This window comes from Pseudomonas sp. B21-017 (genome assembly GCF_024749245.1).
In the GTDB taxonomy this organism is placed as follows: domain Bacteria; phylum Pseudomonadota; class Gammaproteobacteria; order Pseudomonadales; family Pseudomonadaceae; genus Aquipseudomonas.
In genome coordinates this window covers 2,251,038-2,278,012 of sequence record NZ_CP087194.1, presented here as the reverse complement: position 1 = coordinate 2,278,012, position 26,975 = coordinate 2,251,038, and the positions used below count along the sequence as shown (strand labels likewise).

Below are 26,975 nucleotides of genomic sequence, written 5' to 3'. Positions count from 1 at the left end.
GCATTTTAGCAGAGCCCATGGCTGTCGGTAAGCTGAGATTGTCAGTGCTTTTCAAATCGGGGTGATAGATTTAGCCGCGCTCAGGCTGGAAACGCACCACAAAACCCTTGAGGTTCTGCTGGCGACTCAACAAATCACGCAGACGATCGGCTTCCGCACGCTCGATCAGCGGCCCGACGAACACTCGATTCTTGCCATCGGCGGAGCGAATGTAGGCGTTATAGCCTTGGCTGCGCAGGGTTTTCTGCAAACTTTCAGCGCTCTCACGGCTCGCCAGGCTGGCCAGTTGCACCGACCAGCTGACCGACAGGCCATTGGCATCGACGCGACTTGGAGTAGCGACCGGCTTGGTCGGTGCAACCGCGATTGGCTGGACAGGTGCCGGTACAGGCTTGGCAACTGGCGTTGCTGGCGGCGCGACTGGCTTGGCAGCCGGCGGCGCTGGCGCTACGGGAGCCGTTGGTGCAATCGGTGCCGACGGCGCTTGCTGCTCGGCAATCTCGTCGTCGCTTGGCACAGGCTCTTGCGGCAATGCCTGTGGTTCAGGCACCGCGACCGGCTCAATCTGCACTTGCGGTAACGAGGAGGCATGCGGTGCGGCAGGCGCGTCGACCCTTACCTGGCGCTGTTCGTCCTGACGGGAAAACAGCATCGGCAAGAAAATCACCGCCAGCGCCACCAGCACCAAGGCACCGACCATGCGCTGCTTGTACGCCTTATCCAGCAAAGCCATTTGCCGCTTCCTCCGTGGAGTGCCGGGCCAGCCACTCAAGGGCCTCGGCGACACAATAAAATGATCCGAACAACAGAATCTCGTCGTCGCTCGTCGCCTGCGCGCACTGCCCTTCCAGGGCAGCGGCCACGCTGTCATAGGACGTAACCGAGGCGCCAAGGTTCTGCAACGCTGCGTGCAACTGAGCTACCGGCCGTGCCCGCGGCGAATCCAGCGGCGCGACGGCCCAATGCTGGACACTAGCATTCAATTCACCGACAACACCATCCAAGTCCTTGTCCGCCAACAACCCGAACACCGCCAGACGCTTGCCGGCCAGCGGTCGACTGGCCAGACGCCGAGCCAGATATTCTGCCGCGTGAGGGTTGTGCCCCACGTCCAGCAGCAGATTCAGACGCTTGCCCTGCCAGTCGAACTGCCGACGATCAAGACGACCGACGATCCGCGTCGCTTTCAACGCTTCAATAATCTGCGCATCCACCCAAGGCAAACCGAGCAGAAGGTAAGCCTGCAACGCCAGTGCAGCGTTTTCCATCGGCAGATCGAGCAATGGCAGATCGTGCAATTCGACCGCACGCCCTTGAGCATCAACGCCGCGCCATTGCCAGTTGTAATCGGTGATACCGAGGTCGAAATCGCGCCCACGCAGGAAAAACGGGCAATTGAGCTCGCGCGCCTTATCCAGCAGAGGTTGAGGAGGATTCAGATCGCCGCACAGTGCAGGAGCGCCCTGGCGGAAGATTCCGGCCTTTTCGAAGGCCACGGATTCGCGGGTATCACCCAGGTAATCCGCATGGTCGACACCAATGCTGGTGACGAGCGCGATATCGGCATCCACCACGTTGACCGTGTCCAGGCGCCCGCCCAAGCCGACTTCCAGCACCACTGCATCGAGACCGGCCTGTTGAAACAGCCAGAACGCCGCCAGGGTGCCCATTTCGAAGTAAGTCAGGGATGTTTCGCCGCGACCCGCCTCGACCACGGCAAAGGCTTCGCACAGCTGCGCGTCAGTGGCTTCGACACCATTGACCTGCACCCGCTCGTTGTAACGCAGCAGGTGCGGAGAATTGTAGACACCCACGTTCAGGCCCTGCGACCGCAGCAATGAAGCCACGAATGCGCAGGTAGACCCTTTGCCGTTGGTGCCGGTGACCGTGATCACCCGAGGCGCCGGCTTGCCCAGCCCCATGCGGGACGCTACCTGTTGCGAACGCTCCAACCCCATGTCGATGGCCGAAGGATGCAACTGTTCAAGGTAGGCGAGCCACTCGCCAAGGGTGCGCTCGATCATAGGTTCGCAGGTACCGGTGGGACCACGATCGGCTCGACTGGCGCAGCGACGAATTTAGGCGTCGGCTTGCCGGTCAGTTGCGCCAACAGGTTGCCCAGACGCGGACGCAGCTCCTGACGAGGGATGATCATGTCGATCGCGCCGTGCTCCAGCAGGAACTCGCTGCGCTGGAAGCCTTCCGGCAGTTTTTCGCGAACGGTTTGTTCGATCACGCGCGGACCGGCGAAACCGATCAGGGCTTTCGGCTCACCGACGATCACGTCGCCGAGCATCGCCAGACTGGCGGAAACACCGCCGTAGACCGGGTCGGTCAGCACCGAGATGAACGGAATGCCTTCTTCGCGCAGACGTGCCAGCACCGCGGAGGTCTTGGCCATTTGCATCAGGGAGATCAGCGCTTCCTGCATCCGTGCACCGCCGGAAGCGGAGAAGCAGATCATCGGGCAACGGTTTTCCAAGGCGTAGTTGGCGGCGCGCACAAAGCGCTCACCGACGATGGCACCCATCGAACCACCCATGAAGGAGAATTCGAAAGCCGACACCACGACCGGCATGCCCAGCAAGGTGCCGCTCACGGAGATCAGTGCGTCTTTTTCGCCGGTCTGCTTTTGTGCAGCGGTCAGGCGATCCTTGTACTTCTTGCCGTCACGGAATTTCAGACGGTCAACTGGCTCCAGGTCCGCGCCCAGTTCGGCACGACCTTCAGCGTCGAGGAAGATGTCGATGCGCGCGCGTGCGCCGATACGCATGTGGTGGTTGCACTTGGGGCAAACGTCCAGGGTCTTTTCCAGCTCCGGACGATACAGCACCGCCTCGCAAGACGGGCATTTGTGCCACAGACCTTCAGGCACCGAGCTCTTCTTGACCTCGGAACGCATGATCGAAGGGATCAGTTTGTCTACTAACCAGTTGCTCATGCTTTCTTTCTCCAGTACCGGCGGCCCGAACGCTCTGGTTCGCAGCCCCGCGTATGCCCTTGAGCTAAATTCATATGTGTAGCGATGATCGATGGATTGCCGGGTCAGCGAGACGCTGACCTGCGTACGACCCAAAAATTCTCAGCCATGCCTGCTTTGTGCAGGTGCACCTCTTTTGTACAGAGCAGTGGACGGCGGCAGTCTGCCAGCCGTCACATCAACGACGTGCTACCGCGTACCGCTTTGATGAATGCCTGAATCTTTGCGTGATCCTTGATGCCCTTGCTCGCCTCTACCCCTCCGCTGACGTCCACCGCGTAAGGCCGAACCCGGGCAATCGCCTCGGCGATGTTATCTGGCGTCAAGCCACCCGCCAGGATGATCGGCTTGCTCAAGCCTTGCGGTATCAGTGACCAGTCGAAGGCTTCACCGGTTCCACCAGGAACACCTTCGACATAGGCGTCGAGCAAAATACCGCTGGCACTTGGGTATGCGTCACAAGCTGCCGCGATGTCATCACCGGCCTTGACCCGCAATGCCTTGATGTACGGTCGGTGCCAGCCTTCGCAATCAGCAGCAGTTTCGTCGCCATGGAACTGCAACAGGTCCAGTGGCACGGCGTCGAGGATTTCCCCCAACTCGCAACGGCTGGCGTTGACGAACAAACCCACGGTGGTCACGAACGGCGGCAAGGCCTTGATGATCGCCCTCGCCTGCTGGAACGTCACGGCCCGCGGGCTTTTGGCGTAGAACACAAATCCGATGGCATCGGCCCCGGCCTCAACCGCCGCCAACGCATCCTCTATGCGGGTAATCCCACAAATTTTGCTGCGAACGGCCGACATGTCGATAGAACCTCAGGGCAATTGCGGGAAAGTCCCGGATGGTATCAAAAGCGTTCGAAGGCGTCAGCCGTCAAGTTCCGAGAAGCCGGTGAGGAAGTGTGGGCCGATGTAACGCTCGGGCAATTCGAACTCGTCGCGATACTCGACCTGCACCAGATACAGACCAAACGGATGAGCCGTCACCCCACCGGAACGGCGAATGCGACTCTCCAGCACCTCTTTCATCCACTCCACGGGACGCTCGCCAGCACCGATAGTCATCAAAACGCCTGCGATGTTGCGCACCATGTGGTGCAGGAACGCACTGGCACGGATATCCAGCACGATCATTTTGCCATGGCGGGTAACGCGCAGGTGATGCAGCTCCTTGATCGGCGACTTGGCCTGGCACTGGCCGGCGCGGAAAGCACTGAAGTCGTGGGTGCCGACCAGATACTGGGCGGCCTCGGACATGCGCTCAACGTCCAGCGGGCGGTGGTTCCAGGTGATTTCTTCGTTCAGGTGCGCCGGGCGGATCTGATCGTTGTAGATCACGTAGCGATAGCGCCGGGCGATGGCTTTGAACCGCGCATGGAAATGCGCCGGCATGACCTTGGCCCAGCTGACGCTGATGTCGTGCGGCAAGTTGATGTTGGCACCCATGACCCAGGCCTTCATCGAGCGCTCTACCTGGGTGTCGAAATGCACCACTTGGCCGCAAGCATGCACACCGGCGTCAGTGCGCCCGGCGCAATGCAGCGACACGGGTGAGTCGGCGACTTTGGACAAGGCCTTTTCAAGAAGCTCCTGCACCGTGTCCACACCGGAGGCCTGACGTTGCCAGCCGCGATAACGCGAACCTTTGTATTCAACGCCCAACGCGATCCGAAAAAAGCCGTCGGCCGCCATTTCGGCGGCCGGATTATCTATATTTGCCAAGGGGTGACAGCCTGCTGATCTACGCAAAGGCAGGCATTATAAGGCCGCTGGACCGGGATGCCAGTGTAACTGTGACACGGCGTTGAATGTACCAACCCTATCGCATCCCCCAAACAAAAACGGCAGCCTGGATGGGCTGCCGTTTTGTTTAAGCCTTACCGACGATTCACGCCAGACGCGAGAGCATTTCCTTGGCTTCGCTCTTCTGCCCCGCATCACCCTCGGTCACCACCTCATTGAGGATGTCCCGAGCACCGTCATTGTCGCCCATGTCGATGTAGGCCTGGGCCAGGTCGAGTTTGGTGGCGACTTCGTCAGCGCCAGAGAGGAAATCGAGCTCGTCATCTGACGCGACCAACGCATCTTCCTCGGTGAAGCTTGGCTCGCCGAGGCTCTGGGACAAACGATCCAGCTCGGCATTGACGTCGTTGAGTTCGTTTTCAAAGGCGTCAGGCTTATCCGGGGCGGCGTCCATTTCATCGGCCAGCGACAGATCGAAATCAGCCGGCAACTCCAGATCGTCGAGCGGCGCCTCAGTCACCGTTGGCGCCTCAGTGACGGTCGGCACTTCAGCGACAGGCAAGTCCTTGAGGTCGTCATCCAGGCTCAGCAGGAAGTCGTCTTCAGCCAGAGTCTCCGGGGAAGCATCGCCGCCCAGATCCATGTCCAGGTCGAAGTCCGACAGGTCGTCGAGGCTTTCCTTGATTTCAGTCTGTTGTTGCAACACCGACTCAAAGCTCAGGTCGTCGTCCAGCGGAAACTCATCCAGCTCAGCCAGAGACTCTGGTTCTGGCTCAGGCTGTGGCTGCGGTGCTGGCTCGACTGCAACCGCAGGCGTGATCGGAGTAGCCGCTTCCAGATCGTCGAGACTCAGATCGAAAGCACTGTCAAAGTCAGCCAATGCCGGTTCCGGGGCTTGCGGCTCATCCAGCAGCAGGTCCTTGACGTACTGTGCGTCCAGCTCGGCGGCGACAGCTGCGGCGGCCAGACCGCCCACCGCCGCGACCACCATGGCCGGGAAGCGGCTTTTCAGCTGTTCGACCCGGGCGAAGTTGTCGCCGTTGGCCACCAGTTGACGCTCCTGAGCGACGAACGCATCGCGATCGCCCTGCTGACCGTAGACTTCCATCAGCTTCAGGCGCAGGTCGCTGCGTTGCGGCTCTTGCTTGATAGCGTCTTCCAGCAACGCGGCAGCCTGATTCAGGCGACCGGCCGCGATGTGCGACTGAGCCTGGGCCAAGACGTCGTCAGAGCGTTCGGCGGCAGGCGCAACCAACGGCGCAGCGATCGGTGGCGTCACCACAACCGGGGCAATCACCGGGGCCGGTGCAGGTGCAGGCGTTGGTGCGGTCGCGAGCTTCACGCTTGGCGGCGGAACTTCCAGACCTTCGAAGCTGCTTTCCGGCAGGTCGAGGTCGGCGGAGAACGCTTGTTCCTCAGCCAAGGCACGGGCCATGCGCAGATGTTTTTCTGCCTCCTGCTGAGCTTTACGGCGACGGGCCAGCAACAGCAGCAAGAGCAGCAGAACCACTGCACCGCCACCCACCAGACCCAGCAGGATCGGGTTGGTCAGCAGTTCGTTGAATTTCTGCTCGTCGGACGCCACAGGCGTCGGCTCGACGGCTGGCGCCGGAACGACTTCCGGCGCAGGAGCCGCCGGAGTCACCTCAACAGGCGTTGCCGCCGGGCTGGCTGCCAGCTCGGCCGACATCGCCGGAGCGGTCGTAGCCGCCGGTGCGCCCGCGCCGCCTTCGGCTTGCAGCTTGGCCAACTGATTATTCTTCAGTTCGATCAGGCGCTGCAGCTTGTCCAGCTGGCTTTGCAGGTCGTTCATGCGGCTTTTCAGTTCAGCGTTGTCACGGCGAGCCGTGTCGAGGCTTTCCTGGGTCACGGCCAGCTTGTTGCTCAAGGCTTTCGCATCACCGGCGGCACCTTTGCCACGGCCCTTGCCGGTGTCGGCAGAGACCAGGCTCAGCTTGTCCGTGGCGACTTGCGACGAAGCGCCGTCACCGCGAGCACGCTTGGTGGCGTCGAGTTGCTGCTGCCCGCTTCCAGGCTTCGCCACATAGCGACGACCGTGGCGCCATGCAGAGTTCTGCGCCGCGACTTCAGCGATGGCCTTGGGTTGCGGCAGGCTGGCGCTTTGCACCTGATCCGGCAGACGCAGCACCTGGCCGGCTTTCAGCCGGTTGATGTTGCCGTCGATAAAGGCATCCGGGTTCAGCGCCTGGATGGCCAGCATGGTTTGCTGGATCGATCCACCGTTACGCGCCTTCGCGGCGATTTCCCATAAGGTATCGCGCGACGTGGTGGTGTATTGCGTCGATTTGGTCGCGCCGGTGACTGGCGTGGTCACCGCCTGGGCTGGCGCCGGTTGCGCGGCGGCATCGGCGGTTTGCGGCGAGAATTTGGACGGATCGAGCAGCACGCTGTAATCACGCAGCAGACGACCGCTTGGCCACATCACCTGAACCAGGAATTTCACCATCGGTTCGGACAGCGGTTTGCTGGAGGTGATGCGCAGGATGCTTTTGCCGCTGGCGTTAAGCACCGGCGTGAAAGTCAGGTCGTTGAGGAACGCCTGACGATCGACACCAGCCTTGGCGAAATCTTCGGGCGAGGCCAGGCTCGGCACCACTTCGGCAGCCGTGAGGTCCTTGACGTCGAGCAACTCGATTTCTGCTACCAGAGGCTGGTTCAGCGTCGATTTCAGGGTCAATTCCCCAAGCCCGAGGGCATGCGCCATACCGGAGGACAGCGCCGAGGCGGCCGCTATTGCTAACACCAGTTTGCGAACTTGAACCATAGCCTCATCCTTTGTTTGAACATTCCTCGGCCAGCGAGAAGGTGTTGATTGCCGCTGCCGTAAGGCGTTGCGCGCGACGGCGAAGGGTCGTCGCGCGCGATCGTTTCATTCATGCGACGAAAGCCCTGCGGGATGGCTCGCCTCAAGCATTCCAGCCAAACATGGTGTTCGGCTGGAACCACTAGAAAAAATTGTTGCCAAGTATCTTTTACAGCAGGTCTTTTATCAACAATTCAGCCACCTGCACAGCATTGAGCGCGGCGCCTTTGCGTACGTTATCTGACGTCAGCCACACGTTAAGTTCCGCCGGGTCGTCGATCCCGCTGCGAACCCGACCAACGTAAACCACGTCCTGCCCTACCGCATCGCCTACCGGAGTCGGGTAATCGCCCGCCTCGACCAGCTCGATACCGGGCGCAGCTTCCAGTGCCGCGTTGACTTTCGCCAGGTCGACAGCGCTCGATGACTGCAAGGTCACGCTATAGCTATCGCCAAAAAACACCGGGGCTTGAATGCAAGTGACGGAAATCTTTAATAAAGGCAGCGACAAGACCTGACGCAGCTCGCGCACCAGACGCTTTTCCAGCAACGTGTGGCCCTGAGCATCGGGCGCACCGACTTGCGCCAACAGGTTAAAAGCCATCTGCCGATCGAAGAAAGCCGGCTCCAGCGGACGCACGTTGAGCAGTTCGGCGGTTTGCCGGGCCAGCTCGCTGACGGCTTCGCGGCCCTGGGCGGATACCGCCAGGCACGCCGTCAGGCTGATGCGTTGCAGGTCGAGCAAATCGAGCAGCGGCGCCAGCACCACCGCCAGCGCTGTCGCCGAAGGGCTTGGGCTGCTGACCTGGAAGGGCTTTTTCAGGCCGGCAAGAATTGCAGCATTGGCCTCGGGCACCACTTGCGGCGCCTGATCGGCCGGCAACGCGCCGGACAGGTCGATCAGCGAGCAACCGGCGGCCGTAGCGCGCGGGGCGAAACTGAGGGTCACCGCCGGACCGGCGGCGAAGAACACCAACTGGACTTTGCTGAAGTCGAACTCATCGACTTCGCGCACCCGCACGTTCTTGCCGCGAAACGGCACCGAGTGTCCGGCCGATTCACTGCTCGCCAGCAGGTGCAGATTGCCGACCGGGAAGTCGCGTTCTTCGAGAATCTGGACGAGTGTTTCGCCGACAGTACCGGTGGCGCCGATCACGGCAATATCGAAGGACTGGCTCATGGTTCTACCTCTGGCGAAACGGGGGGAGCGGCACTTTACCGGGTGGTTGGTGGTGAGGCAATGAATGGGGAAGCCTTGTAGCAGCTGCCGAAGGCTGCGTTCGAGGACGAAGTCCTCGTCATGGCGATCCCGATCATTCAGGCAAACCCCGCGCGCAGGGTTTACGACTGCTGCGCAGCTGGACGCAGGCTTCGCCAGCTGCTACAGAAGTTGGATGGCGCGCATAAAAAACCCGCACCTCTTTCAAGGCACGGGTTCTTTCATTGCATCAATCGATCAACGCTCAAGCAGGATCCGCAGCATGCGACGCAGCGGCTCGGCCGCGCCCCACAGCAGTTGGTCGCCGACGGTGAAGGCACCGACGAATTGCGAACCCATGTTCAGCTTGCGCAGACGACCGACCGGCACGTTCAGGGTGCCGGTGACTTTCGTCGGGCTCAGCTCCTGCATGCTGATTTCACGGTTGTTCGGCACCAGCTTGACCCAAGGGTTGTGCTGGCTGATCAGCCCTTCGATATCAGCGATCGGCACGTCTTTGTTCAGCTTGATGGTCAGCGCCTGGCTGTGGCAACGCATGGCGCCGATGCGCACGCAGATACCGTCCACCGGGATCGGGCTCTTGAAGCGACCGAGGATCTTGTTGGTCTCGGCCTGGGCCTTCCACTCTTCACGGCTCTGGCCGTTCGGCAGTTCCTTGTCGATCCACGGGATCAGGCTGCCGGCCAGCGGTACGCCGAAGTTTTCGGTCGGGTACGCGTCGCTGCGCATGGCTTCGGCAACACGGCGGTCGATGTCGAGGATGGCGCTGGCCGGATCGGCCAGTTGATCGGCGACAGCGCCGTGAGTCACACCCATTTGCTTGATCAGCTCACGCATGTGCTGCGCGCCGCCACCGGAGGCCGCCTGATAGGTCATGGCGCTCATCCACTCCACCAGACCGGCTTCAAACAGACCGCCCAAGCCCATCAGCATCAGGCTGACGGTGCAGTTGCCGCCGATGTAGTTCTTGGTGCCCGCGTCGAGCTGCTGGTCGATAACCTTGCGGTTCACCGGGTCCAGCACGATCACCGCGTCATCCTGCATGCGCAGGCTGGAAGCGGCGTCGATCCAGTAACCCTGCCAGCCGGCTTCGCGCAGCTTCGGGAACACTTCGCTGGTGTAGTCGCCACCCTGGCAGGTCAGAATCACGTCGAGGGTTTTCAGCTCTTCAATGCTGTAAGCGTCCTTGAGCGGAGCAATGTCCTTGCCCACGGACGGGCCTTGGCCACCGACATTGGAAGTGGTGAAAAACACCGGCTCGATAAGATCGAAATCCTGCTCTTCCAGCATCCGCTGCATGAGCACGGAACCGACCATGCCGCGCCAACCGATCAGACCTACACGTTTCATCGCAACTACACCTTCTTGAAAAGTGGGCCGCTGCTTTCAAGGTTGAAAATTGCAGCGGGCCAGAGAGATTACAGATTCCGCAGCGCGGCGACTACTGCGTCGCCCATTTCCTGCGTACCGACCTTGGTGCAACCAGCCGACCAGATGTCGCCCGTACGCAGACCCTGATCCAAAACCAGGCTCACGGCCTTCTCGATGGCGTCGGCCGCATCCTGCAGATTGAAGCTGTAACGCAGCATCATCGACACCGACAAAATGGTCGCCAACGGGTTGGCAATGCCCTTGCCAGCGATGTCCGGCGCCGAACCGTGGCACGGCTCGTACATGCCTTTGTTGTTGGCATCCAGCGACGCCGACGGCAGCATGCCGATGGAACCGGTGAGCATCGACGCTTCGTCGGAAAGAATGTCGCCGAACAGGTTGTCGGTGACGATCACGTCGAACTGCTTCGGTGCACGCACCAGTTGCATGGCGGCGTTGTCGACGTACATGTGGCTCAGTTCGACGTCCGGGTAGTCCTTGGCCACTTGCTCGACGATTTCACGCCACAGCTGGCTGGAGGCCAGCACGTTGGCCTTGTCCACCGAGCACAGCTTCTTGCCGCGTACGCGGGCCATGTCGAAACCGACACGGGCGATACGGCGGATTTCAGTTTCGCTGTATGGCAGCGTGTCGTAGGCCTGGCGCTCGCCGTTTTCCAACTCGCGCACGCCACGTGGCGCGCCGAAGTAGATACCGCCGGTCAGTTCACGGACGATCAGGATGTCCAGGCCGGCAACGATTTCTGCCTTCAGGCTGGAAGCCTCGGCCAGTTGCGGGTACAGGATCGCCGGACGCAGGTTGCCGAACAGGCCCAGTTGCGCACGGATTTTCAGCAGACCGCGCTCAGGGCGGATGTCACGCTCGATGGTGTCCCATTTCGGGCCGCCCACGGCGCCCAGCAGCACAGCGTCGGCTGCGCGTGCACGGGCCAGGGTTTCATCGGCCAGCGGCACGCCGTGCTTGTCGATGGCGGCGCCACCGATCACGTCATGGCTCAGTTCGAAGCCCAGGCTGTACTTGTCGTTCGCCAGCTCCAGCACCTTGACCGCTTCGGCCATGATTTCCGGGCCAATACCGTCGCCTGGGAGAATCAGAATCTGCTTGCTCATGCTTTCCTCATGTCATCAGTCGGCGCACCCGCGGGTGCGCCCGGAAAAATTCTATCGTTCAGCCATCAGCACCAGTACATCGGTGCTGAACGAACCATCGGCTTCAATCTCAAAATATTCGCGCACCTCGTTGCCCATCGATTGCTGCAACTCGAGGATCGCCGCGCGCATCACCTGCGGCGTACGCATGCGCTCGACCCAGGAGGTGTACTCCAGGCGCAACCGTTGACGCGTGGTGCTGCGGGTATGCAACCCCGCTTCGCTGACCTGACGCAACCACTCGCCCGCAGAATAATCGCGCACGTGGCTGGTGTCGCGCAGCACTTCGACGCTTTGCAGGTAAGTGTCGAACAACGGGCTGCCCGGCGACAACACATCGATGAACGCCGCCACCCCGCCCGGTTTCAGCACCCGGCGAACTTCGCGCAGGGCCACACCGAGGTCGCTCCAATGGTGCGCCGAATAGCGGCTGAAGACGAAGTCGAACTCCCCATCGGCGAATGGCAGACGCTCGGCGGCGCCGTTGACCGTGGTCACATTGCTCAAACCCCGGTCGACAGCGGCGGCGGCAACCACATCGAGCATCTGCTGGGACAGGTCGTAAGCGACTACTTCCTTGACCAGCGAGGCCACATGAAAACTCACATGACCGGCGCCGCAACCCAGGTCCAGTACCCGGGCATCGCCCTGCCCCGCCAGTTCAGCCTGTAGCAGCGCGAATTCGGTGCCTTGAGCGTGTACGGCGCTGCTCAGATAGGCCGAGGCCTGTTCACCGAATTGTTTTTGGACTACCTGGCTGTGCTGCGCGGTGCTGGTCATCGGGACTTCCTTTTTAGGTTTAACCTTGCGCTGTCTGGGCCTGCCCGCGAAGAGGCCGGCCCTGATTACATCGATTCCAGATCAATCTCAGGCGTCGCGAAACAACCATGGCTGGCTCGCGCGGTGCTTGGCTTCAAACGTGGCAATCGCCTCGTGATCCTGCAAAGTCAGACCAATATCGTCGAGACCATTCAACAGGCAGTGCTTACGGAAGGCATCGATCTCGAAACTCAGCACTTTGCCGTCCGGACGGGTCACGGTCTGGGCCTGCAGATCGATCTGCAACTGGTAGCCCGGGTTCGCTTCAACCTGCTTGAACAGCTCATCGACTTCAGCGTCGCTCAAGATGATCGGCAGCAAGCCGTTCTTGAAGCTGTTGTTGAAGAAGATGTCGGCGTAGCTCGGCGCGATGATGCTGCGGAAACCGTACTCTTCCAGTGCCCACGGCGCGTGCTCGCGGCTGGAGCCGCAACCGAAGTTCTCGCGGGCCAGCAACACGCTGGCGCCTTGATAACGCTCGGCGTTGAGGACGAAGTCCTTGTTCAGCGGGCGCTTGGAGTTGTCCTGATACGGCTGGCCAACGTCCAGATAACGCCACTCATCGAACAGGTTCGGACCGAAACCGGTGCGTTTGATCGACTTCAAGAACTGCTTCGGGATGATCTGGTCGGTGTCGACGTTGGCACGATCCAAAGGCGCGACAAGACCAGTGTGCTGGGTAAAAGCTTTCATGCTGTGCTCCTTTAGATCAATTCGCGGACGTCGACGAAACGACCGTTCACAGCGGCGGCGGCGGCCATGGCCGGGCTGACGAGGTGGGTACGACCACCGGCGCCCTGACGGCCTTCGAAGTTACGGTTGGAGGTCGACGCGCAATGCTCGCCCGACTCCAAACGGTCCGGGTTCATCGCCAGGCACATCGAGCAGCCAGGCTCACGCCATTCAAAACCGGCCTCGATAAAAATCTTGTCCAGGCCTTCGGATTCGGCCTGAGCCTTCACCAACCCCGAACCCGGCACCACGATGGCCTGCTTGATGGTCGAAGCCACTTTGCGGCCCTTGGCGATCACGGCGGCGGCGCGCAGGTCTTCGATCCGCGAGTTGGTGCAGGAACCGATGAATACGCGGTCCAGCTGAATGTCGGTGATCGCCTGATTGGCGGTCAAACCCATGTATTTCAAGGCGCGTTCGATGGAATCGCGCTTGACCAGGTCCATTTCCTTGGCCGGATCCGGTACGTTCTGATCCACGGCCAACACCATCTCAGGCGAGGTGCCCCAGCTGACTTGCGGCTTGATCTGAGAGGCATCGAGCTCGACGATGGTGTCGAACTTGGCATCGGCGTCGGAGACCAGGTCTTTCCAGGCTTCGACGGCCAAATCCCATTCCGCGCCCTTCGGAGCAAATGGACGGCCCTTGACGTAAGCCACGGTTTTTTCGTCTGCGGCCACCAGGCCAACACGGGCGCCGGCTTCGATGGACATGTTGCAGATGGTCATGCGGCCTTCAACGGACAGGTCGCGAATCGCGCTACCGGCGAATTCGATGGCGTGGCCATTACCGCCGGCGGTGCCGATCTTGCCGATCACGGCGAGGACGATGTCCTTGGCAGTCACGCCGAACGGCAATTTGCCCTCGACCAACACCAGCATGTTCTTCATTTTCTTGGCGACCAGGCACTGAGTGGCGAGCACGTGCTCGACCTCGGAGGTGCCGATACCGTGAGCCAGGGCACCGAATGCGCCGTGGGTCGAGGTGTGGGAGTCGCCGCAGACCACGGTCATGCCCGGCAAGGTGGCGCCCTGCTCCGGGCCGATGACGTGGACGATGCCTTGGCGGACGTCATTCATCTTGAATTCGACGATGCCGTATTCGTCACAGTTATCGTCGAGGGTCTGAACCTGCAAACGCGAGACCTGGTCGACGATCGCTTCGATGCCGCCCTTGCGCTCCGGGGTGGTCGGTACGTTGTGGTCCGGGGTCGCGATGTTGGCATCGATGCGCCAAGGCTTGCGCCCGGCCAGACGCAGGCCCTCGAAGGCTTGCGGCGAGGTCACTTCATGGATGATGTGACGATCGATGTAGATCAGCGCAGAGCCATCGTCGCGCTGCTTGACCAAATGCGAATCCCAGAGCTTGTCGTAGAGCGTTTTGCCGGCCATCAGACGGTTTCCTCATCAGCTTGTTTCTATGCCCCGGATCTTGAGTAATTCAATAACCCCTTGGCTTGTGAGGTCGATCCTAGGGGGTTACATTAAATAACTCAAATTCATATTTTTTATGCTTTGCATAACCAACTGGAATGTCACTGAGACCTCATTATGGACCTCGCCAACCTCAACGCTTTTATCGCGATTGCCGAGACCGGAAGCTTCTCCGGCGCCGGTGAACGACTGCACCTGACGCAACCGGCCATCAGCAAGCGCATCGCCGGGCTGGAGCAGCAATTGAAGGTGCGACTGTTCGATCGACTGGGCCGGGAAGTCGGCCTGACCGAAGCCGGCCGCGCCCTGCTGCCACGGGCCTATCAGATCCTCAATGTACTGGATGACACCCGCCGCGCCCTGACCAACCTGACTGGCGAAGTGACCGGTCGTCTGACATTGGCCACCAGCCATCACATCGGCCTGCATCGCTTGCCGCCCTTATTAAGGGAGTTCACCCGACGTTACCCGCAGGTAGCGCTGGATATTCAGTTCCTCGATTCGGAAGTGGCCTACGAAGAAATCCTCCATGGCCGCGCTGAACTGGCAGTCATCACCCTTGCACCGGAACCTCACACATTGGTCAAGGCCACGCCCGTGTGGGACGACCCGCTGGATTTCGTGGCCGCCCCGGAGCATCCGCTGATCAGCAACGGTGCGGTCAGCCTGGCGGACATTGCCCTGCACCCCGCGGTTTTCCCCGGCGGCAACACCTTTACCCACCACATCGTGCAACGCCTGTTCGAGGCCCAGGGCCTGACGCCGAACATCGCCATGAGCACCAATTATCTGGAGACCATCAAGATGATGGTCTCGATCGGCCTGGCCTGGAGCGTTTTGCCGCGCACCATGCTGGATGAGCAAGTGGCGCGCATACCTTTGCCGGGCATACAGCTCACTCGCCAGCTAGGCTATATCCTGCACACCGAACGGACGCTGTCGAACGCGGCAAAGGCCTTCATGGCTTTGCTGGATGCACAAATCGATCAGCCAGGGACTCGCGGCTAAGCTGTGCTTCTTCTTTTGTGCTACGCCTATAGAGCCCCAAAACCCTGTGCCTAACGCCCAATTCAGCCCAAGGCCTGTCATCCATGCCCAAATCTGTTGAACGTATGCCGCCAATGCCGCGAATTCAGGCAATTGACCCAAAACGGTCCGAGCAGAGCTGGGAAAGCGCCCCACAGTTGCTCGCGGCCCTCAATGGTGCCCGACTGGGCGCCTGGTATTGGGACATCGAGCGCGGACAGATCAGTTGGTCACGGGGCACTCAGGCGTTGTTCGGCTTCGATCCCCGACAACCGTTGCCCGAGGATCTGGAATACCTCGACCTGCTGCCCCAGGAGGATCGGGCGAAAGCCATCCGCGCCTTCAATGCAGTGATCGCCGGCGCCCCGCTGGAGCAGGCCATGCACCACCGCATCCGCTGGCCCGACGGCAGCCTGCACTGGCTGGAAATCAACGGCAGCCTGCTACCGGACAAAAACGGCCGGCCACGAATGATCGGGGTCATCCGTGAAATCACCCACCAGCGCCAGCGTGAACAAGCGCTGAGCAGCTCGGAAAAACGCTTCGCCACGCTGTTTCACCTGTGCCCGAACATGGTGCTGCTGACCCGACAGGAAGACGGCCTGATCAGCGAAGCCAACCAGTACTTCGAAAGCCTGTTCGGCTGGCCGGTGCAAGACGCAATCGGCCGAACCACCCTGGAACTGGGCCTTTGGGTCAACCCGGAGCAACGGGCGGAACTGGTCAAGGCCACCAAGGCCAAAGGCGAGCTGATCAACATGGAGGTGCAATTTCGCGCCAGCAACGGGCAGGTTCACGACGGCATTCTCAGCGCGCAAAAGGTCGAGCTCGAAGGCCAGCCCTATCTGCTGAGCACATTCCTTGACACCACCGAACGCAAAATCGCCGAGCACGCCCTCAAAGACAGCCAGGAACGCCTCGACCTGGCCCTGGATTCAGCACAACTCGGCACCTGGGACTGGCACATCCCCAGCGGCATGCTTTACGGCTCGGCGCGGGCCGCCCAGCTGCATGGCCTGGAGCCCAAACCCTTCCATGAATCCTTCGATGCGTTTTTCGAAGGTGTACCCGGTGAAGAACGCGACACCATGCGCGACGCTTACCGCAGCTTACGCGAAGGCCCCGCCGGCAATTATCAACTGACCTACCGCGTGCAGCTGCCGGACGGTAGTTCGCGCTACCTGGAAAGCCGCGCCAGACTCTACCGCGATGATGACGGCAACCCGCTGCGCATGGCCGGCACATTGCTGGACATCACCGAGCAAGTGGAGCGCGAACAGCAACTGATAGCGTCGGAAGAGAAATTCGCCACGTTGTTCCAGGTCAGCCCCGACCCTATCTGCGTCACGCGCCAGGACACCGGCCACTTCATCGAGATCAACTCCAGCTTCACCCAGACGTTCGGCTGGAGCACCACCGACGTCATCGGTCGCAGCGCCGACGAAATCGGCCTGTGGGACGCCTCGGCGAAAAGCCTGCAAAGGATCGAGCGGGTCATCCGCGAGCAGGGCCTGAACAATGTGGCGATCATCGTTCAACACAAGGACGGGCAATCCCTGACCTGCGTGATCTCCAGCCGCCAGATCAGCGTCGGCGACCAGCCGTGCATCGTCACCACCCTGCGCGACATCACCCAACAGCAACGCTCGGAAGCGGCGCTCAAGGCCAGCGAAGAGAAGTTCGCCAAGGCCTTCCACTCAAGCCCCGACGCCATCACCATTACCGAGCGCGACACTGGACGCTATCTGGAGGTTAACGACGGCTTCTGCCGCCTGACCGGCTACCGTGCCGATGAAGTGGTGGGTCGCACGGTGTATCAGGTCGGCATCTGGGCCGAAGAGAAACAACGCTCGGCGTTGCTGGCCGAACTACAGATCAAGGGCCGGGTTCACCACCTGGAAATGCTCGGGCGCAACAAGCGCGGCGAGTTGCTGACCGTCGAAGTCTCGGTGGAACCGATCACCCTCAACGAAACTGCCTGCCTGCTGCTGACCGCCCGGGACGTCAGCCTGCTGAAAAATGCCGAAGCGCAGATCCGTCACCTGGCCTACCACGACCCGCTGACCAACCTGCCGAACCGCGCGCTGTTGATGGACCGCCTGAGCCAGCAGATCGCCCTGCTCAAGCGCCACAACTTGCGTGGCGCCCTGATGTTCCTCGACCTCGACCACTTCAAGCACATCAACGACTCCCTCGGCCACCCGGTGGGCGATACGGTGCTGAAAATCATCACCGCGCGCCTTGAAGCCAGCGTACGCATGGAAGACACCGTCGCACGCCTGGGCGGCGATGAGTTCGTGGTGCTGCTCAGTGGCCTGGAAGGCTCGCGCACCGACGTCAGCGCTCAAGTCCGGGAACTGGCGGATACCTTGCGCGAGTTGCTGTCCGAACCGATGTTTCTCGATGGACAGCGCCTGCAAGTGACGCCGAGCATCGGCATCGCGCTGATCCCCGACCACGGCTCGACCCCGACCGACCTGCTCAAGCGCGCCGATATCGCCCTCTACCGCGCCAAGGACTCGGGCCGCAACACCACGCAGATGTATCACAACACCATGCAGAAGGCCGCCAGCGAACGCCTGCGCATGGAAACCGACCTGCGCCTGGCCCTTTCCCGGGGTGAGTTCAGCGTGCAATACCAGCCTCAGGTGGACGCCCGCAACAACCGCATTACCGGCGCCGAAGCCCTGGTGCGCTGGCACCATCCGCAACTGGGCGCGCAATCGCCGACCGAGTTCATCAAGGTGCTGGAAGACAGCGGGCTGATTCTGGAAGTCGGCACATGGATCCTCGACGAAGCTTGTGCGGCCTTCAAACGCCTGATCGCCAAAGGCCTGATTGACCCGCTCAATTTCAGCCTGTGCGTGAATATCAGCCCGCGGCAATTCCGTCAGAACGACTTCGTCGAACGCATCGAGCACAGCCTCGGCAGCCACGACCTGCCCTGCTCGTTGCTGAAACTGGAAATCACCGAAGGCATCGTCATCCAGAACCTGGACGACACCATCAGCAAAATGCGACGCCTGAAAAAACTCGGCGTGAGCTTTGCCATGGACGATTTCGGCACCGGTTACTCCTCGCTGACCTACCTCAAGCGCCTGCCGGTCGACACCCTGAAAATCGACCAGTCATTCGTCCGCGACGCCACCACCGACCCCAACGATACCGAAATCATTCGCGCCATCGTCGCCATGGCCCGCAGCCTGGAGCTGGAAGTGATTGCCGAAGGGGTTGAAACCGAGGAGCAACTGGAGTTCTTGCAAGGGCTGGGCTGCCATTTGTATCAGGGGTATTTGCACAGCCGGCCGTTGCTGGTGGAGGAGTTTCAGAAACTGCTCAAATAGTCCGCATGGGAGACGTTCCGTAACAGGTGCTCCAATTGCCAGTTTTTCTTGCAACCTGTAGGGTCGCGCTTTTTTTTTACTGCCTCAAAGAGATCAACCATGCAGGATGCAACCCTCTCCCGTCCGGCCTTGCTGGGCATCGACCTTGGGACCACCAATAGCCTGATCGCCGTTTGGCAGGAAGGTCAGGCGCAGTTGATTCCGAACGCCCTTGGCGATGTCCTCACCCCTTCAGTGGTCAGCCTCGATGAGGACGACAGCATTCTGGTAGGCAAGGCCGCCCGCGCGCGTCTGACCACCCATCCGGAACGCACGGTGGCGGCGTTCAAGCGTTTTATGGGCAGCGACAAACAGTTCGAACTGGGCGGACGGCAATTCAGCCCCGAAGAGCTGTCGGCACTGGTGATCGGCTCGCTCAAGCAGGATGCTGAAGCCTGGCTAGGCCATCCGGTGTATGAGGCGGTGATTTCGGTGCCGGCCTATTTCAGTGACGAGCAACGCAAACGCACGCTGTTTGCCGCCGAACTGGCAGGCCTGACAGTGTCGCGGCTGATCAACGAACCGACCGCCGCGGCCATGGCCTACGGACTGCACGAGCAGAAGTTCGAGCGCACGCTGATTTTCGACTTGGGCGGCGGCACCTTTGATGTCACGGTACTGGAATACGCACTGCCGCTGATCGAAGTGCATGCCTCCACCGGCGACAACTTCCTCGGCGGTGAAGACTTCACCGCCGCGTTGTTGCAGGCCTGCCTGAAAGACTGGCAACTCACCTCTCAACAGATCGATAACCAGGGGTTGGCCAGCCTGGGCGATGCTCTGGAGCAACTCAAATGCAAACTCAGTGAAGGCACCCAGCACCTGAACTGGAACGGCGCCGGTGCCTTGCGCGAGTGGTCGCTGGATGAGGCCGTCGCGCTGAAAATCTGGGAACCGCTGCTGGCCCGGTTGCGCGCCCCCATCGAACAAGCCCTGCGCGATGCACGGCTCAAGCCTCGGGACCTCGACAGCCTGGTGCTGGTCGGAGGCGCAACGCGGATGCCTGTCGTGCAGCAGATGGTCGCCACGCTGTTCGGGCGCCTGCCCTATCGCCACCTCGACCCGGACACGATTGTCGCACTGGGCGCCGCTACCCAGGCAGCGTGCAAGGCCCGAGACAGCGCAATCGAGGAGCTGATTCTCACTGACGTATGCCCATACACGCTGGGCATTTCGACCCGTCGCGGTGAGGACGTCAGCGGCGCCTTCTCGCCGATCATCGAACGCAACACCGTGATCCCGACTTCTCGGGTGCAACGCTTCTACACCACCCATCCGCAGCAAGACCACATCCGTATCGAGGTCTATCAGGGAGAGCGGCCGTGGGTGCGGGATAATATTTTCATCGATGCCTTCGACGTCGCGGTAGCACCCAGCGACCAGACGCAAGCCCTGGATGTGCGCTTCAGCTACGACATCAACGGTTTGCTTGAAGTCGACGTGACCCTGCTGGCCAGCGGCGAACGCCACAGCCACAGCATCGATCGCAGCCCCACCGGGCTCGACCCACAATCACGGAAAAGCAGCCATGAGCGGCTCAAAGCCCTGAAAATCCATCCACGGGACGCGCTGCCCAATCGCACTCTGCTGGCGCGACTGGAGCGTGCATGGACGCAAAGCCTGGGCGACGAACGCGAACAAATTGCCGATTGGCTGGATACTTTTACCGCCGTGCTCGGTGGCCAGCAATCGGTGGAGATTGCCAGCCATCGGTCACAACTCAATAAAGCACTGGATCAGCTGCGCCTTTAGCCATTAAGCCGCCGCAGAGTCGCCTGCAAGCCACCGGGCAGCGTGTCCTCACCGGCGCTGCCCGGCGGCACACCATAGCGGTTAGGCAGCTTGTCGCCGGGAAAGCCGAACAACACCAGAGGCAGGAACGGCAATACCGGCGTCAGACAGGCAAAGATCAGCAGCGTGGGAATCCCCCGCCCCATGTCATGCAGCCGACGCAGAATCGCACTGAGCAACAGCGCGATGCCCAGCAGCATGACAACTCCCAAGACAACGGTGCCATTGAGCAGCACCATGATCGGGGTGATCAGCACACCTCCCAGCACCTGCCCGATAAACGCCTTGCGCCCCAATCGAGAGCCCAAGCGCCAGACCGCAGTGGACGGCACCGGGCGCGTGTCGCTTTTGGCCAGGAGCAGACGCTCACTCCAGGACAGCAAGGCAGTCAATGCCAGACGCAGGCCCACACTGTTCGCGGCGTCATCCTTGCCACGCTGCAACTGTTGCAGCACCTTGGTCCTGGGCACTCCTGAGGCGCCATAACGAATCAGACTTTTCAGCGTATCGAGGACTTCATAGACCAGCAGCTTGTCGACGTCGAAATCCGTCAGCACTTTGCGCGGTGGCCAAACAGGCTCTCCTTTGATCAAACCATTACGAAACGCTTCGAACCAACCATCTTCACAACTGATAGCGGCGATGGATTGCAACAGTGCGCGATGCTGCTCGGCGTCAAGGCTCGGGTCGTGATACAGCACACCCCAGAGCAGCATCAGCCCCAGCAAATCCTCGCCGCACGCATCAGGATCACTTTCAATGCAGGTATAGAGCTGCGCATTAGCGGGCAGTGCTGCGCTGTCGAGGGCCTGTTGCACATTGAACAGCTGCTGCACGAGCAGGCCATGAACCGGGTCGGTACCTTGCAGCCACCCCAGCAAACCCGCGCAGTTACCTTGCTCGCGCTGCAGGCGCCGCAATAACGGCTGAAGCCGACTCAGGGGGTGAGCCGGGTTGAGCTCCAGTCGCTCCAGACATTGGGTATCGATCAACGTCAGCCAACGTTCCGGCTGTTCGAGCAACGCCAACAGGAATACAGTTTGAGCGTGCCATTGCCACGCAGCCTCGCCTTGCGCAATGACCGGCAGGACTGCGCCTCGCTGCCCCAACTGGACCAGCAGACTCAAGCTGCGCAAGTTCACGTCCGCTTCTGCGTCCAGCAAATCAAATACCTGATCGATCCGCACCAGAGCAGACTGATCGTAGCCCCGCAGCCTGCTCAGCCACAGGCGGCAAATCTTGTGCGGCTCGCCTTTTGTCAGTTCCTCGGCCAGTTTCGGTTCAACTGAACGACTGTTGAGAAAGACCTTCATTGCCAACGGAATCGGCGCCTGGTTCAACCAACAGAGTTGCTGCTCTGCCTGATACTTGAACCCGGTCAACACCAACCCCTCAAGGGCATCGAACGGATGCGGCTCGTCCAGTATTTGTTGCAACAACCCCACATCCCCACGATGCAAGGCCCATGCATGCTGGTATAGACGCTGCAAGCGGGAATCCGCATGCTCTCCTAGCAGCAATGCCAGCAGAGGCAGTTCATCCCCCGTCATTCGCCAATCGACAAATGCGCCTGCCAAACCTTGCAGATCGAGTTGCCCGACCCCAAGCCAGCGAGCCAACGTTTCGGGACGCTGTGAAGGGCTGCCATATTCTTGAGTAACATCGTCAAGGTCATGGGACCAGTCACGGAAATTTTCCAAACGGTCGAATGCCTGGATCAGCAGCGCGAGAAAGTCCGGCTGACGTTTGGCACAAAGCTCCAGCAAGCAGCTTTCGGCCTTCGGATGACGGTACTCCAGCCAGAGCCGGATCCAGCAAGGCAGCGCTTGATCTTCAAGGCCCAACAAACTGCTTTGGCAAGCCAACAGATAAAGCCAATCGCTATCGTCTGGTGCTTGCCCCTGTCGTTCGACGCACAGTTGCAGCAGGCCTGCACCACCGATACCGGCTTGAGTGAACTGCACCAGTAAGCGCTTGATGAATACTTCGTCCGACGGCAGCGGCAGACAGGTGTGATGGCTGGCGAAGTCTTCGAATTCATGGAGCGGCCGATGCTCAAAGAGGTAGTCGAGGCTACGGGCATACCACAGGGTTTCCATCTGCACAGGCTCGGACCAGCCACTCATCAGTGTCGTGTCGAACGGGTCTGGCTTCTTGATGCGTTGCAGGAACTCTTCGACTTTATTCGCCTGCTCGAACTCAAGATCCAGCAGTTGATGCTCCCACCCCATTCGTTGCGCCAGCAGATTCGCGCAGCGGTAAGACAACGGTCCGGCATTGGTCAATGGGTGAAACAGCCCCCAACTGAGGTCATCAAGTGTGTCCAGAGGCAGCTGATCCAACGCTTTGACAAATGCTCGCCAGGCCTGCGGATGGAAGCGTCGAGCCGGATCTTCGAGCAACGCGTAAAAATCCACCAAAGTTTGCGGAATCTCGGGAACACTAGCGTCCTCATCTTCGACTTCGACCTCTTCATGACGGGCAAAGCGGGTGGCACTTTCATAGGCGACACGCAGCGCCTGAAAGCCTTCGGGATCACTCTCCGGGTGATGTTGCGGCAAACGCGCGCGGTAGGCATCTCGAATCAGTGCCTGATCTTTGGTGGGCTCTATACCCAAGCGTGTCCAGCAACTCATGACCAGTCGAACTCCCCCAGGGACGCCGGGCGCGGCGGCGGATCGAGGTCTATGTGCCAGGGCAAGTCGGTCAGGAAAGAAGGGATGTCGCGCGCAAGACCTCGTGCAATGAAAGCGCTACCCGAAGACTCCCCTTGCCGATCAAGCTCGTGAGCCATCTGTTCGTCGCTGTTACCCAGACAGCTCCAGAACGCATGACCAGCCAAGAAACCGTTGAAATAAGAAAACCAACTGCCGTAATGGTATTGCGCCCTTACAGCCAGTCGGGCATGCAACCAAAGACTCTCGGATAAATCGATCCACTCATTGCGCAAGCCACAGCGCAAGAGAAACCCCATACGCCCGAGATCCCAGGCCCTGATACCACCCGGTCCACATCCACCAAAGGTACGCCCGGCGAATTCGTGCAAATCGCGCTCACGGGGGGACAGTGTTTCAAGCAGTGCCTGCCATTCGCCAGGCAAGCAACGCTGCCACGCCCGATACGCTCCATCGAGGTGTGAGGCATGACCGTCGTCCGCCATCCCTTCGAGCATGCTCAACAACTGCGGCCGGTCATTGATGCCCCAGCTGCATTGCAGGTCAATAAATTGCGGATCGGAGTAGAAAGCAGGCTCGTCGTAATCGGCACGAGGATTAAGGGCCACCATCGGCGCAGAAAGACCGCACAGCCAACGCTGTTGTATCTCTTCCATGAAAAAAAGCTCCGGGCCGACCAGGCAGAATGTGGGGTCGGCAAAACTGGCGCGGATTGTAGAGAAGCCGCCATAAGGCGGTAAAGCTTGCATGACCGTTTTGGCGGAAAAACAAAAAGGCCCCGACAAGTCGGGGCCTTCATTCAGCGGGTTACAGCCTGTTCAGACGAATGTATTTCTTCCAATGACTCAGTGCTGCAGAGCCGGTTTTTCCGCCCCGTTGATCGGGATGCGTTTGGCTTTCGCTTCTTCCGGGATCACACGCAGCAGGTCGATACTCAGCAAACCGTTGCGCAGTTCGGCGGCCTTGATTTCGATGTGGTCCGCCAGACGGAACGACAGTTTGAAGGCGCGCTGTGCGATGCCTTGGTACAGGTAAGTGACGTTTTCGTCCGCGTCACGTTTGCCGCCACTGATGGTCAGTACACCTTTTTCTACTTGCAGGTCCAGGTCGTCTTCCTGGAAACCGGCGGCCGCCACAACGATGCGGTATTGATCATCACCGTATTTTTCAACGTTGTAGGGTGGATAGGTGCTGCCTGGCTCATTGCGCAGGGCGGTTTCGAACAGGTCGTTGAAACGGTCGAAACCTACCGAGGAACGGAACAGTGGGGCCAAGGAAAATGCAGTACTCATGATTCAAATCTCCTGAACATAATCAGCAAGTTTTTTTGTCTCCGCGACCCGAATTCGGCATCGCGTAATCCTTAGATAAGGACCGCTGATTACTTTTCAAGAGATTATTTTCAGATTTTTTTCAAGCAGATTCAGGCGGCCTCAGACACCTGCAACCCCAGTAAACGCGAGACCTGATCCAGCTCGGTTTCACGACGCAGGACGCCGAACAACTCTACCGCTTCGGGATAATTACGGGTCAGCATTGCCAGCCACTGCTTCAGGCGACCCGGCGATTGGCGTGGTGTCATCTGGGCCTTGGCTTGCAGCCAGAAATCCTGAATCAGCGGCAGCAGCTCGGTCCAGGTCATCTCGACGACCTCCTCACCGGCCCGCGCCGCAGCGATCTGCCTTGCCAGATCCGGACGCGACACCAGGCCACGACCGAGCATGATGTCTTCGACGCCGCTGATCTCGCGGCAACGTCGCCAGTCCTCCACGCTCCAGATGTCACCGTTGGCGAACACTGGCACCTTGACCACGTCCTGGACCCGCGGGATCCATTCCCAGTGAGCTGGCGGCTTGTAGCCATCCGTTTTGGTCCGCGCGTGAACCACGATGTGCGCCGCGCCGCCTTCGGCCAGGGCTGTGGCGCAAACCAGCGAGCCATCGGGACTGTCGAAGCCCAGGCGCATTTTGGCGGTCACTGGAATGTGTGCTGGCACCGCACGGCGGACATGTTCGACGATTTCGTTGAGCAGCTCAGGCTCTTTGAGCAGAACGGCGCCACCGCGCGACTTATTGACGGTCTTGGCCGGGCAGCCGAAGTTCAGGTCGATGACTTCGGAACCCAATTCGCAGGCCAGTGCAGCGTTTTCCGCCAGGCACACCGGATCGGAGCCAAGCAGTTGCACCCGCAGCGGCACGCCGGAGGCGGTACGGGCGCCGGTCAGCAGTTCCGGGCCGAACTTGTGGTAGTACGCAGGCGTGAGCAGCTGATCGTTGATCCGAATGAACTCGGTTACACACCAATCGATACCGCCCACACGGGTCAGCACGTCCCGCAGGATGTTGTCGACCAACCCCTCCATGGGCGCCAAAGCAATTTGCATGAAAAACACACTCAACGAAAAACGTGCGGCAGTTTACTGGTTTCGGCGTGCAGAAGGTATTTCGTCAGACCGGGCGGTGGCAAATGTGCGGACTGTGTCAGCTTGGAACTTGCAACGCCGAGCCATAGCCCTCGATGAATTCCGCCGGCATGCGCTTGGGCTTGCCGGTCGACAGCTCGATGCACACGAACGTGGTCTGCGCCCGCAGCAACGTCGAGTTGTCACTGGGGCGGATCAGCTGGAAGTGTCGGGTCATTCTCAGGCGCTGGTCCCAATCGACGATCCAGGTCGCCAGCTGCAGCTCATCGCCTTCGTAGGCCGCCGCCAGGTAATCAATCTCGTGCCGCACCACCGCCATCGCCCGGTCCAGCCGCCGATACTCGACCAGGTCCAGACCCAGCCGCTGCGAGTGACGCCAGGCACAGCGCTCGAGCCAGGTCACGTACACCGCGTTGTTCGCGTGGCCCAACCCGTCGATGTCTTCGGCGCCCACTTCCAGATCAATGATAAACGGCGTTGCCCGATCCCAGCCCATGCCCCACTCCCGGTCAGATTATTTCGACCGGGGCAGTGTAACGGAAGCTCAGGCCGATTGGCGCGATTGCAGGCTGCGACCGGCCAGCAGCGAGAGCACGCCATCGATCACCCGCGGATCGGCCAGGACCCGCTGATGACCGCCCTCTTCCAGGCGCAACAAGCGACTGTCGAACCAGGCTTCGTGAATCAATTGGGACTCCTTGACCGAGACAAAGCTGTCGTCCTCGGCATGGACAATCAGGCCAGGCATGTCGAGCTGGTAGTGCGCGACATCCAGCGCAGCGGCGCGCATGCCGACGTCTTTTTCGACCTGACGAATGAACGCCGAACGGGCTTTGGGCGGCAGGCGTACATAGCGCGCAAAACCGCGCAGCACCCCAAGGATTCGCGCCGGGGCGGCGATCGAGACCAGGGTTTCGGTGCGCAAGCCCAACTGCACCGCGAGCATGGCGCTGGCGCCGCCCATCGAGTGACCGATTACCGCTTGCAGCGGCGGTAGTTCAGCAGCTGCTTCAAGCATCGCCCGGGCGAACAGCACCACATTGGCTTCGCGTCCAGGCGAGCGACCATGAGCCGGGCCGTCCAGGGCGACCACGGTGTAACCGGCATCGACCAGCGCCGTGATCAGCGCGGCAAACTGCGTTGGCCGGCCTTCCCAGCCGTGCATCAACAACACCGCCGGGCCCTGCCCCCAACGCAGCGCCGAGAGGCCGAAGCGCAAGGTGATCCGCTCGGATTTCGCCAGCAGCGGCAATTCCCAATCACGCGGCGGCAACTCCCGCGGGGTCATGAATGCCAGACGCATCTTGCTCGCCACCAGCTTCGGTGCGAACCAGCCCAAGGTGCCATTAACGCCACGAACCCAGCTCAACGTGTTCATCGCCCATC

At 60.6% G+C, this 26,975-nt stretch carries 21 protein-coding genes; 3 read left to right on the top strand and 18 right to left on the bottom strand.

The genetic code is table 11. The features are described 5' to 3' along the window. Nucleotides 1-70: 70 nt before the first annotated feature. From LOY28_RS10290 to leuC, 12 genes are all read right to left on the bottom strand, one after another. A complete protein-coding gene (locus tag LOY28_RS10290) occupies nt 71-733 on the bottom strand; it encodes an SPOR domain-containing protein (protein WP_258613612.1) in 663 nt (220 codons plus the stop codon). Next, nucleotides 717-2,024, bottom strand: coding sequence for a bifunctional tetrahydrofolate synthase/dihydrofolate synthase (gene folC, locus LOY28_RS10285; protein ID WP_258613608.1), 1,308 nt, complete (start codon nt 2,022-2,024; stop codon nt 717-719). Before folC ends, LOY28_RS10290 begins: the two co-directional genes overlap by 17 nt. Then, nucleotides 2,021-2,941, bottom strand: coding sequence for an acetyl-CoA carboxylase, carboxyltransferase subunit beta (gene accD, locus LOY28_RS10280; protein ID WP_258613605.1), 921 nt, complete (start codon nt 2,939-2,941; stop codon nt 2,021-2,023). Before accD ends, folC begins: the two co-directional genes overlap by 4 nt. 212 nt (nt 2,942-3,153) lie before the next feature. Beyond that, nucleotides 3,154-3,786, bottom strand: coding sequence for a phosphoribosylanthranilate isomerase (locus tag LOY28_RS10275; protein WP_258613604.1), 633 nt, complete (start codon nt 3,784-3,786; stop codon nt 3,154-3,156). A 63-nt stretch (nt 3,787-3,849) separates the two neighbouring features. Further along, a complete protein-coding gene (gene truA / locus LOY28_RS10270; RefSeq protein ID WP_018928093.1) occupies nt 3,850-4,674 on the bottom strand; it encodes a tRNA pseudouridine(38-40) synthase TruA in 825 nt (274 codons plus the stop codon). Nucleotides 4,675-4,870: 196 nt separating this feature from the next. Then, a complete protein-coding gene (locus tag LOY28_RS10265; protein ID WP_258613602.1) occupies nt 4,871-7,510 on the bottom strand; it encodes a FimV/HubP family polar landmark protein in 2,640 nt (879 codons plus the stop codon). A gap of 208 nt (nt 7,511-7,718) precedes the next feature. After that, a complete protein-coding gene (locus LOY28_RS10260; RefSeq protein WP_019582121.1) occupies nt 7,719-8,729 on the bottom strand; it encodes an aspartate-semialdehyde dehydrogenase in 1,011 nt (336 codons plus the stop codon). Between the two features lie 276 nt (nt 8,730-9,005). After that, nucleotides 9,006-10,118, bottom strand: a complete 1,113-nt coding sequence (gene asd / locus LOY28_RS10255; RefSeq protein WP_007935182.1) for an aspartate-semialdehyde dehydrogenase — start codon at nt 10,116-10,118, stop codon at nt 9,006-9,008. 68 nt (nt 10,119-10,186) lie between these two features. Beyond that, nucleotides 10,187-11,269 (bottom strand): 3-isopropylmalate dehydrogenase, encoded by a 1,083-nt coding sequence (gene leuB, locus LOY28_RS10250; RefSeq protein WP_007935187.1) that lies wholly within the window; start codon nt 11,267-11,269, stop codon nt 10,187-10,189. Nucleotides 11,270-11,320: 51 nt separating this feature from the next. Next, nucleotides 11,321-12,088 (bottom strand): class I SAM-dependent methyltransferase, encoded by a 768-nt coding sequence (locus tag LOY28_RS10245; RefSeq protein ID WP_007935188.1) that lies wholly within the window; start codon nt 12,086-12,088, stop codon nt 11,321-11,323. A gap of 87 nt (nt 12,089-12,175) precedes the next feature. After that, nucleotides 12,176-12,820 (bottom strand): 3-isopropylmalate dehydratase small subunit, encoded by a 645-nt coding sequence (leuD, locus tag LOY28_RS10240; RefSeq protein WP_018928097.1) that lies wholly within the window; start codon nt 12,818-12,820, stop codon nt 12,176-12,178. A gap of 11 nt (nt 12,821-12,831) precedes the next feature. Next, nucleotides 12,832-14,250 carry a 3-isopropylmalate dehydratase large subunit gene (gene leuC / locus LOY28_RS10235; RefSeq protein ID WP_018928098.1) on the bottom strand — a complete coding sequence of 473 codons (1,419 nt, stop codon included), beginning with the start codon at nt 14,248-14,250 and terminating at the stop codon, nt 12,832-12,834. Between the two features lie 159 nt (nt 14,251-14,409). Between leuC and LOY28_RS10230 the strand changes: the two genes are divergently transcribed. The 3 genes from LOY28_RS10230 (at nt 14,410) to LOY28_RS10220 (ending at nt 20,453) form a co-directional block, all read left to right on the top strand. Beyond that, on the top strand, nt 14,410-15,300 hold the full coding sequence (locus LOY28_RS10230; protein WP_018928099.1) for a LysR family transcriptional regulator: 891 nt from the start codon (nt 14,410-14,412) through the stop codon (nt 15,298-15,300). 83 nt (nt 15,301-15,383) lie between these two features. Further along, on the top strand, nt 15,384-18,662 hold the full coding sequence (locus tag LOY28_RS10225) for a PAS domain S-box protein (RefSeq protein ID WP_258613598.1): 3,279 nt from the start codon (nt 15,384-15,386) through the stop codon (nt 18,660-18,662). 99 nt (nt 18,663-18,761) lie between these two features. After that, nucleotides 18,762-20,453: a molecular chaperone HscC gene (locus tag LOY28_RS10220; protein ID WP_064616987.1), complete on the top strand. Its 1,692-nt coding sequence runs from the start codon at nt 18,762-18,764 to the stop codon at nt 20,451-20,453. Here LOY28_RS10220 and LOY28_RS10215 read toward each other — a convergent pair. The 6 genes from LOY28_RS10215 to LOY28_RS10190 all read right to left on the bottom strand — a co-directional run bounded on the left by LOY28_RS10215 (nt 20,450) and on the right by LOY28_RS10190 (nt 26,967). Continuing rightward, complete coding sequence (locus tag LOY28_RS10215) at nt 20,450-23,128, bottom strand: DUF805 domain-containing protein (RefSeq protein WP_064616986.1); 2,679 nt, start codon at nt 23,126-23,128, stop codon at nt 20,450-20,452. The two genes, LOY28_RS10220 and LOY28_RS10215, sit on opposite strands and share 4 nt — an antisense overlap. Then, nucleotides 23,125-23,823 carry a DUF1266 domain-containing protein gene (locus tag LOY28_RS10210; protein WP_064616985.1) on the bottom strand — a complete coding sequence of 233 codons (699 nt, stop codon included), beginning with the start codon at nt 23,821-23,823 and terminating at the stop codon, nt 23,125-23,127. The genes LOY28_RS10215 and LOY28_RS10210 overlap by 4 nt, the downstream gene beginning before the upstream one ends. 189 nt (nt 23,824-24,012) lie before the next feature. Next, entirely contained in the window at nt 24,013-24,459 is a 447-nt protein-coding gene (locus LOY28_RS10205) for an Hsp20 family protein (RefSeq protein ID WP_019582116.1), read from the bottom strand. A 131-nt stretch (nt 24,460-24,590) separates the two neighbouring features. Beyond that, nucleotides 24,591-25,550 (bottom strand): tRNA-dihydrouridine synthase, encoded by a 960-nt coding sequence (locus tag LOY28_RS10200; RefSeq protein ID WP_018928102.1) that lies wholly within the window; start codon nt 25,548-25,550, stop codon nt 24,591-24,593. Between the two features lie 97 nt (nt 25,551-25,647). Further along, the gene (locus LOY28_RS10195; protein WP_019582115.1) at nt 25,648-26,085 is read right to left on the bottom strand and encodes a thioesterase family protein; all 438 of its coding nucleotides are present in this window, start codon (nt 26,083-26,085) and stop codon (nt 25,648-25,650) included. A 48-nt stretch (nt 26,086-26,133) separates the two neighbouring features. Continuing rightward, nucleotides 26,134-26,967, bottom strand: a complete 834-nt coding sequence (locus LOY28_RS10190) for an alpha/beta fold hydrolase (RefSeq protein ID WP_018928104.1) — start codon at nt 26,965-26,967, stop codon at nt 26,134-26,136. Between the last annotated feature and the right edge of the window lie 8 nt (nt 26,968-26,975).

What these genes read in the sequence shown, in the direction of transcription:
- LOY28_RS10290 (WP_258613612.1), bottom strand. Translation starts at nt 733, where the DNA reads ATGGCTTTGCTGGATAAGGCGTACAAGCAGCGCATGGTCGGTGCCTTG.
- folC (WP_258613608.1), bottom strand. Translation starts at nt 2,024, where the DNA reads ATGATCGAGCGCACCCTTGGCGAGTGGCTCGCCTACCTTGAACAGTTG.
- accD (WP_258613605.1), bottom strand. Translation starts at nt 2,941, where the DNA reads ATGAGCAACTGGTTAGTAGACAAACTGATCCCTTCGATCATGCGTTCC.
- LOY28_RS10275 (WP_258613604.1), bottom strand. Translation starts at nt 3,786, where the DNA reads ATGTCGGCCGTTCGCAGCAAAATTTGTGGGATTACCCGCATAGAGGAT.
- truA (WP_018928093.1), bottom strand. Translation starts at nt 4,674, where the DNA reads ATGGCGGCCGACGGCTTTTTTCGGATCGCGTTGGGCGTTGAATACAAA.
- LOY28_RS10265 (WP_258613602.1), bottom strand. Translation starts at nt 7,510, where the DNA reads ATGGTTCAAGTTCGCAAACTGGTGTTAGCAATAGCGGCCGCCTCGGCG.
- LOY28_RS10260 (WP_019582121.1), bottom strand. Translation starts at nt 8,729, where the DNA reads ATGAGCCAGTCCTTCGATATTGCCGTGATCGGCGCCACCGGTACTGTC.
- asd (WP_007935182.1), bottom strand. Translation starts at nt 10,118, where the DNA reads ATGAAACGTGTAGGTCTGATCGGTTGGCGCGGCATGGTCGGTTCCGTG.
- leuB (WP_007935187.1), bottom strand. Translation starts at nt 11,269, where the DNA reads ATGAGCAAGCAGATTCTGATTCTCCCAGGCGACGGTATTGGCCCGGAA.
- LOY28_RS10245 (WP_007935188.1), bottom strand. Translation starts at nt 12,088, where the DNA reads ATGACCAGCACCGCGCAGCACAGCCAGGTAGTCCAAAAACAATTCGGT.
- leuD (WP_018928097.1), bottom strand. Translation starts at nt 12,820, where the DNA reads ATGAAAGCTTTTACCCAGCACACTGGTCTTGTCGCGCCTTTGGATCGT.
- leuC (WP_018928098.1), bottom strand. Translation starts at nt 14,250, where the DNA reads ATGGCCGGCAAAACGCTCTACGACAAGCTCTGGGATTCGCATTTGGTC.
- LOY28_RS10230 (WP_018928099.1), top strand. Translation starts at nt 14,410, where the DNA reads ATGGACCTCGCCAACCTCAACGCTTTTATCGCGATTGCCGAGACCGGA.
- LOY28_RS10225 (WP_258613598.1), top strand. Translation starts at nt 15,384, where the DNA reads ATGCCCAAATCTGTTGAACGTATGCCGCCAATGCCGCGAATTCAGGCA.
- LOY28_RS10220 (WP_064616987.1), top strand. Translation starts at nt 18,762, where the DNA reads ATGCAGGATGCAACCCTCTCCCGTCCGGCCTTGCTGGGCATCGACCTT.
- LOY28_RS10215 (WP_064616986.1), bottom strand. Translation starts at nt 23,128, where the DNA reads ATGAGTTGCTGGACACGCTTGGGTATAGAGCCCACCAAAGATCAGGCA.
- LOY28_RS10210 (WP_064616985.1), bottom strand. Translation starts at nt 23,823, where the DNA reads ATGGAAGAGATACAACAGCGTTGGCTGTGCGGTCTTTCTGCGCCGATG.
- LOY28_RS10205 (WP_019582116.1), bottom strand. Translation starts at nt 24,459, where the DNA reads ATGAGTACTGCATTTTCCTTGGCCCCACTGTTCCGTTCCTCGGTAGGT.
- LOY28_RS10200 (WP_018928102.1), bottom strand. Translation starts at nt 25,550, where the DNA reads ATGCAAATTGCTTTGGCGCCCATGGAGGGGTTGGTCGACAACATCCTG.
- LOY28_RS10195 (WP_019582115.1), bottom strand. Translation starts at nt 26,085, where the DNA reads ATGGGCTGGGATCGGGCAACGCCGTTTATCATTGATCTGGAAGTGGGC.
- LOY28_RS10190 (WP_018928104.1), bottom strand. Translation starts at nt 26,967, where the DNA reads ATGAACACGTTGAGCTGGGTTCGTGGCGTTAATGGCACCTTGGGCTGG.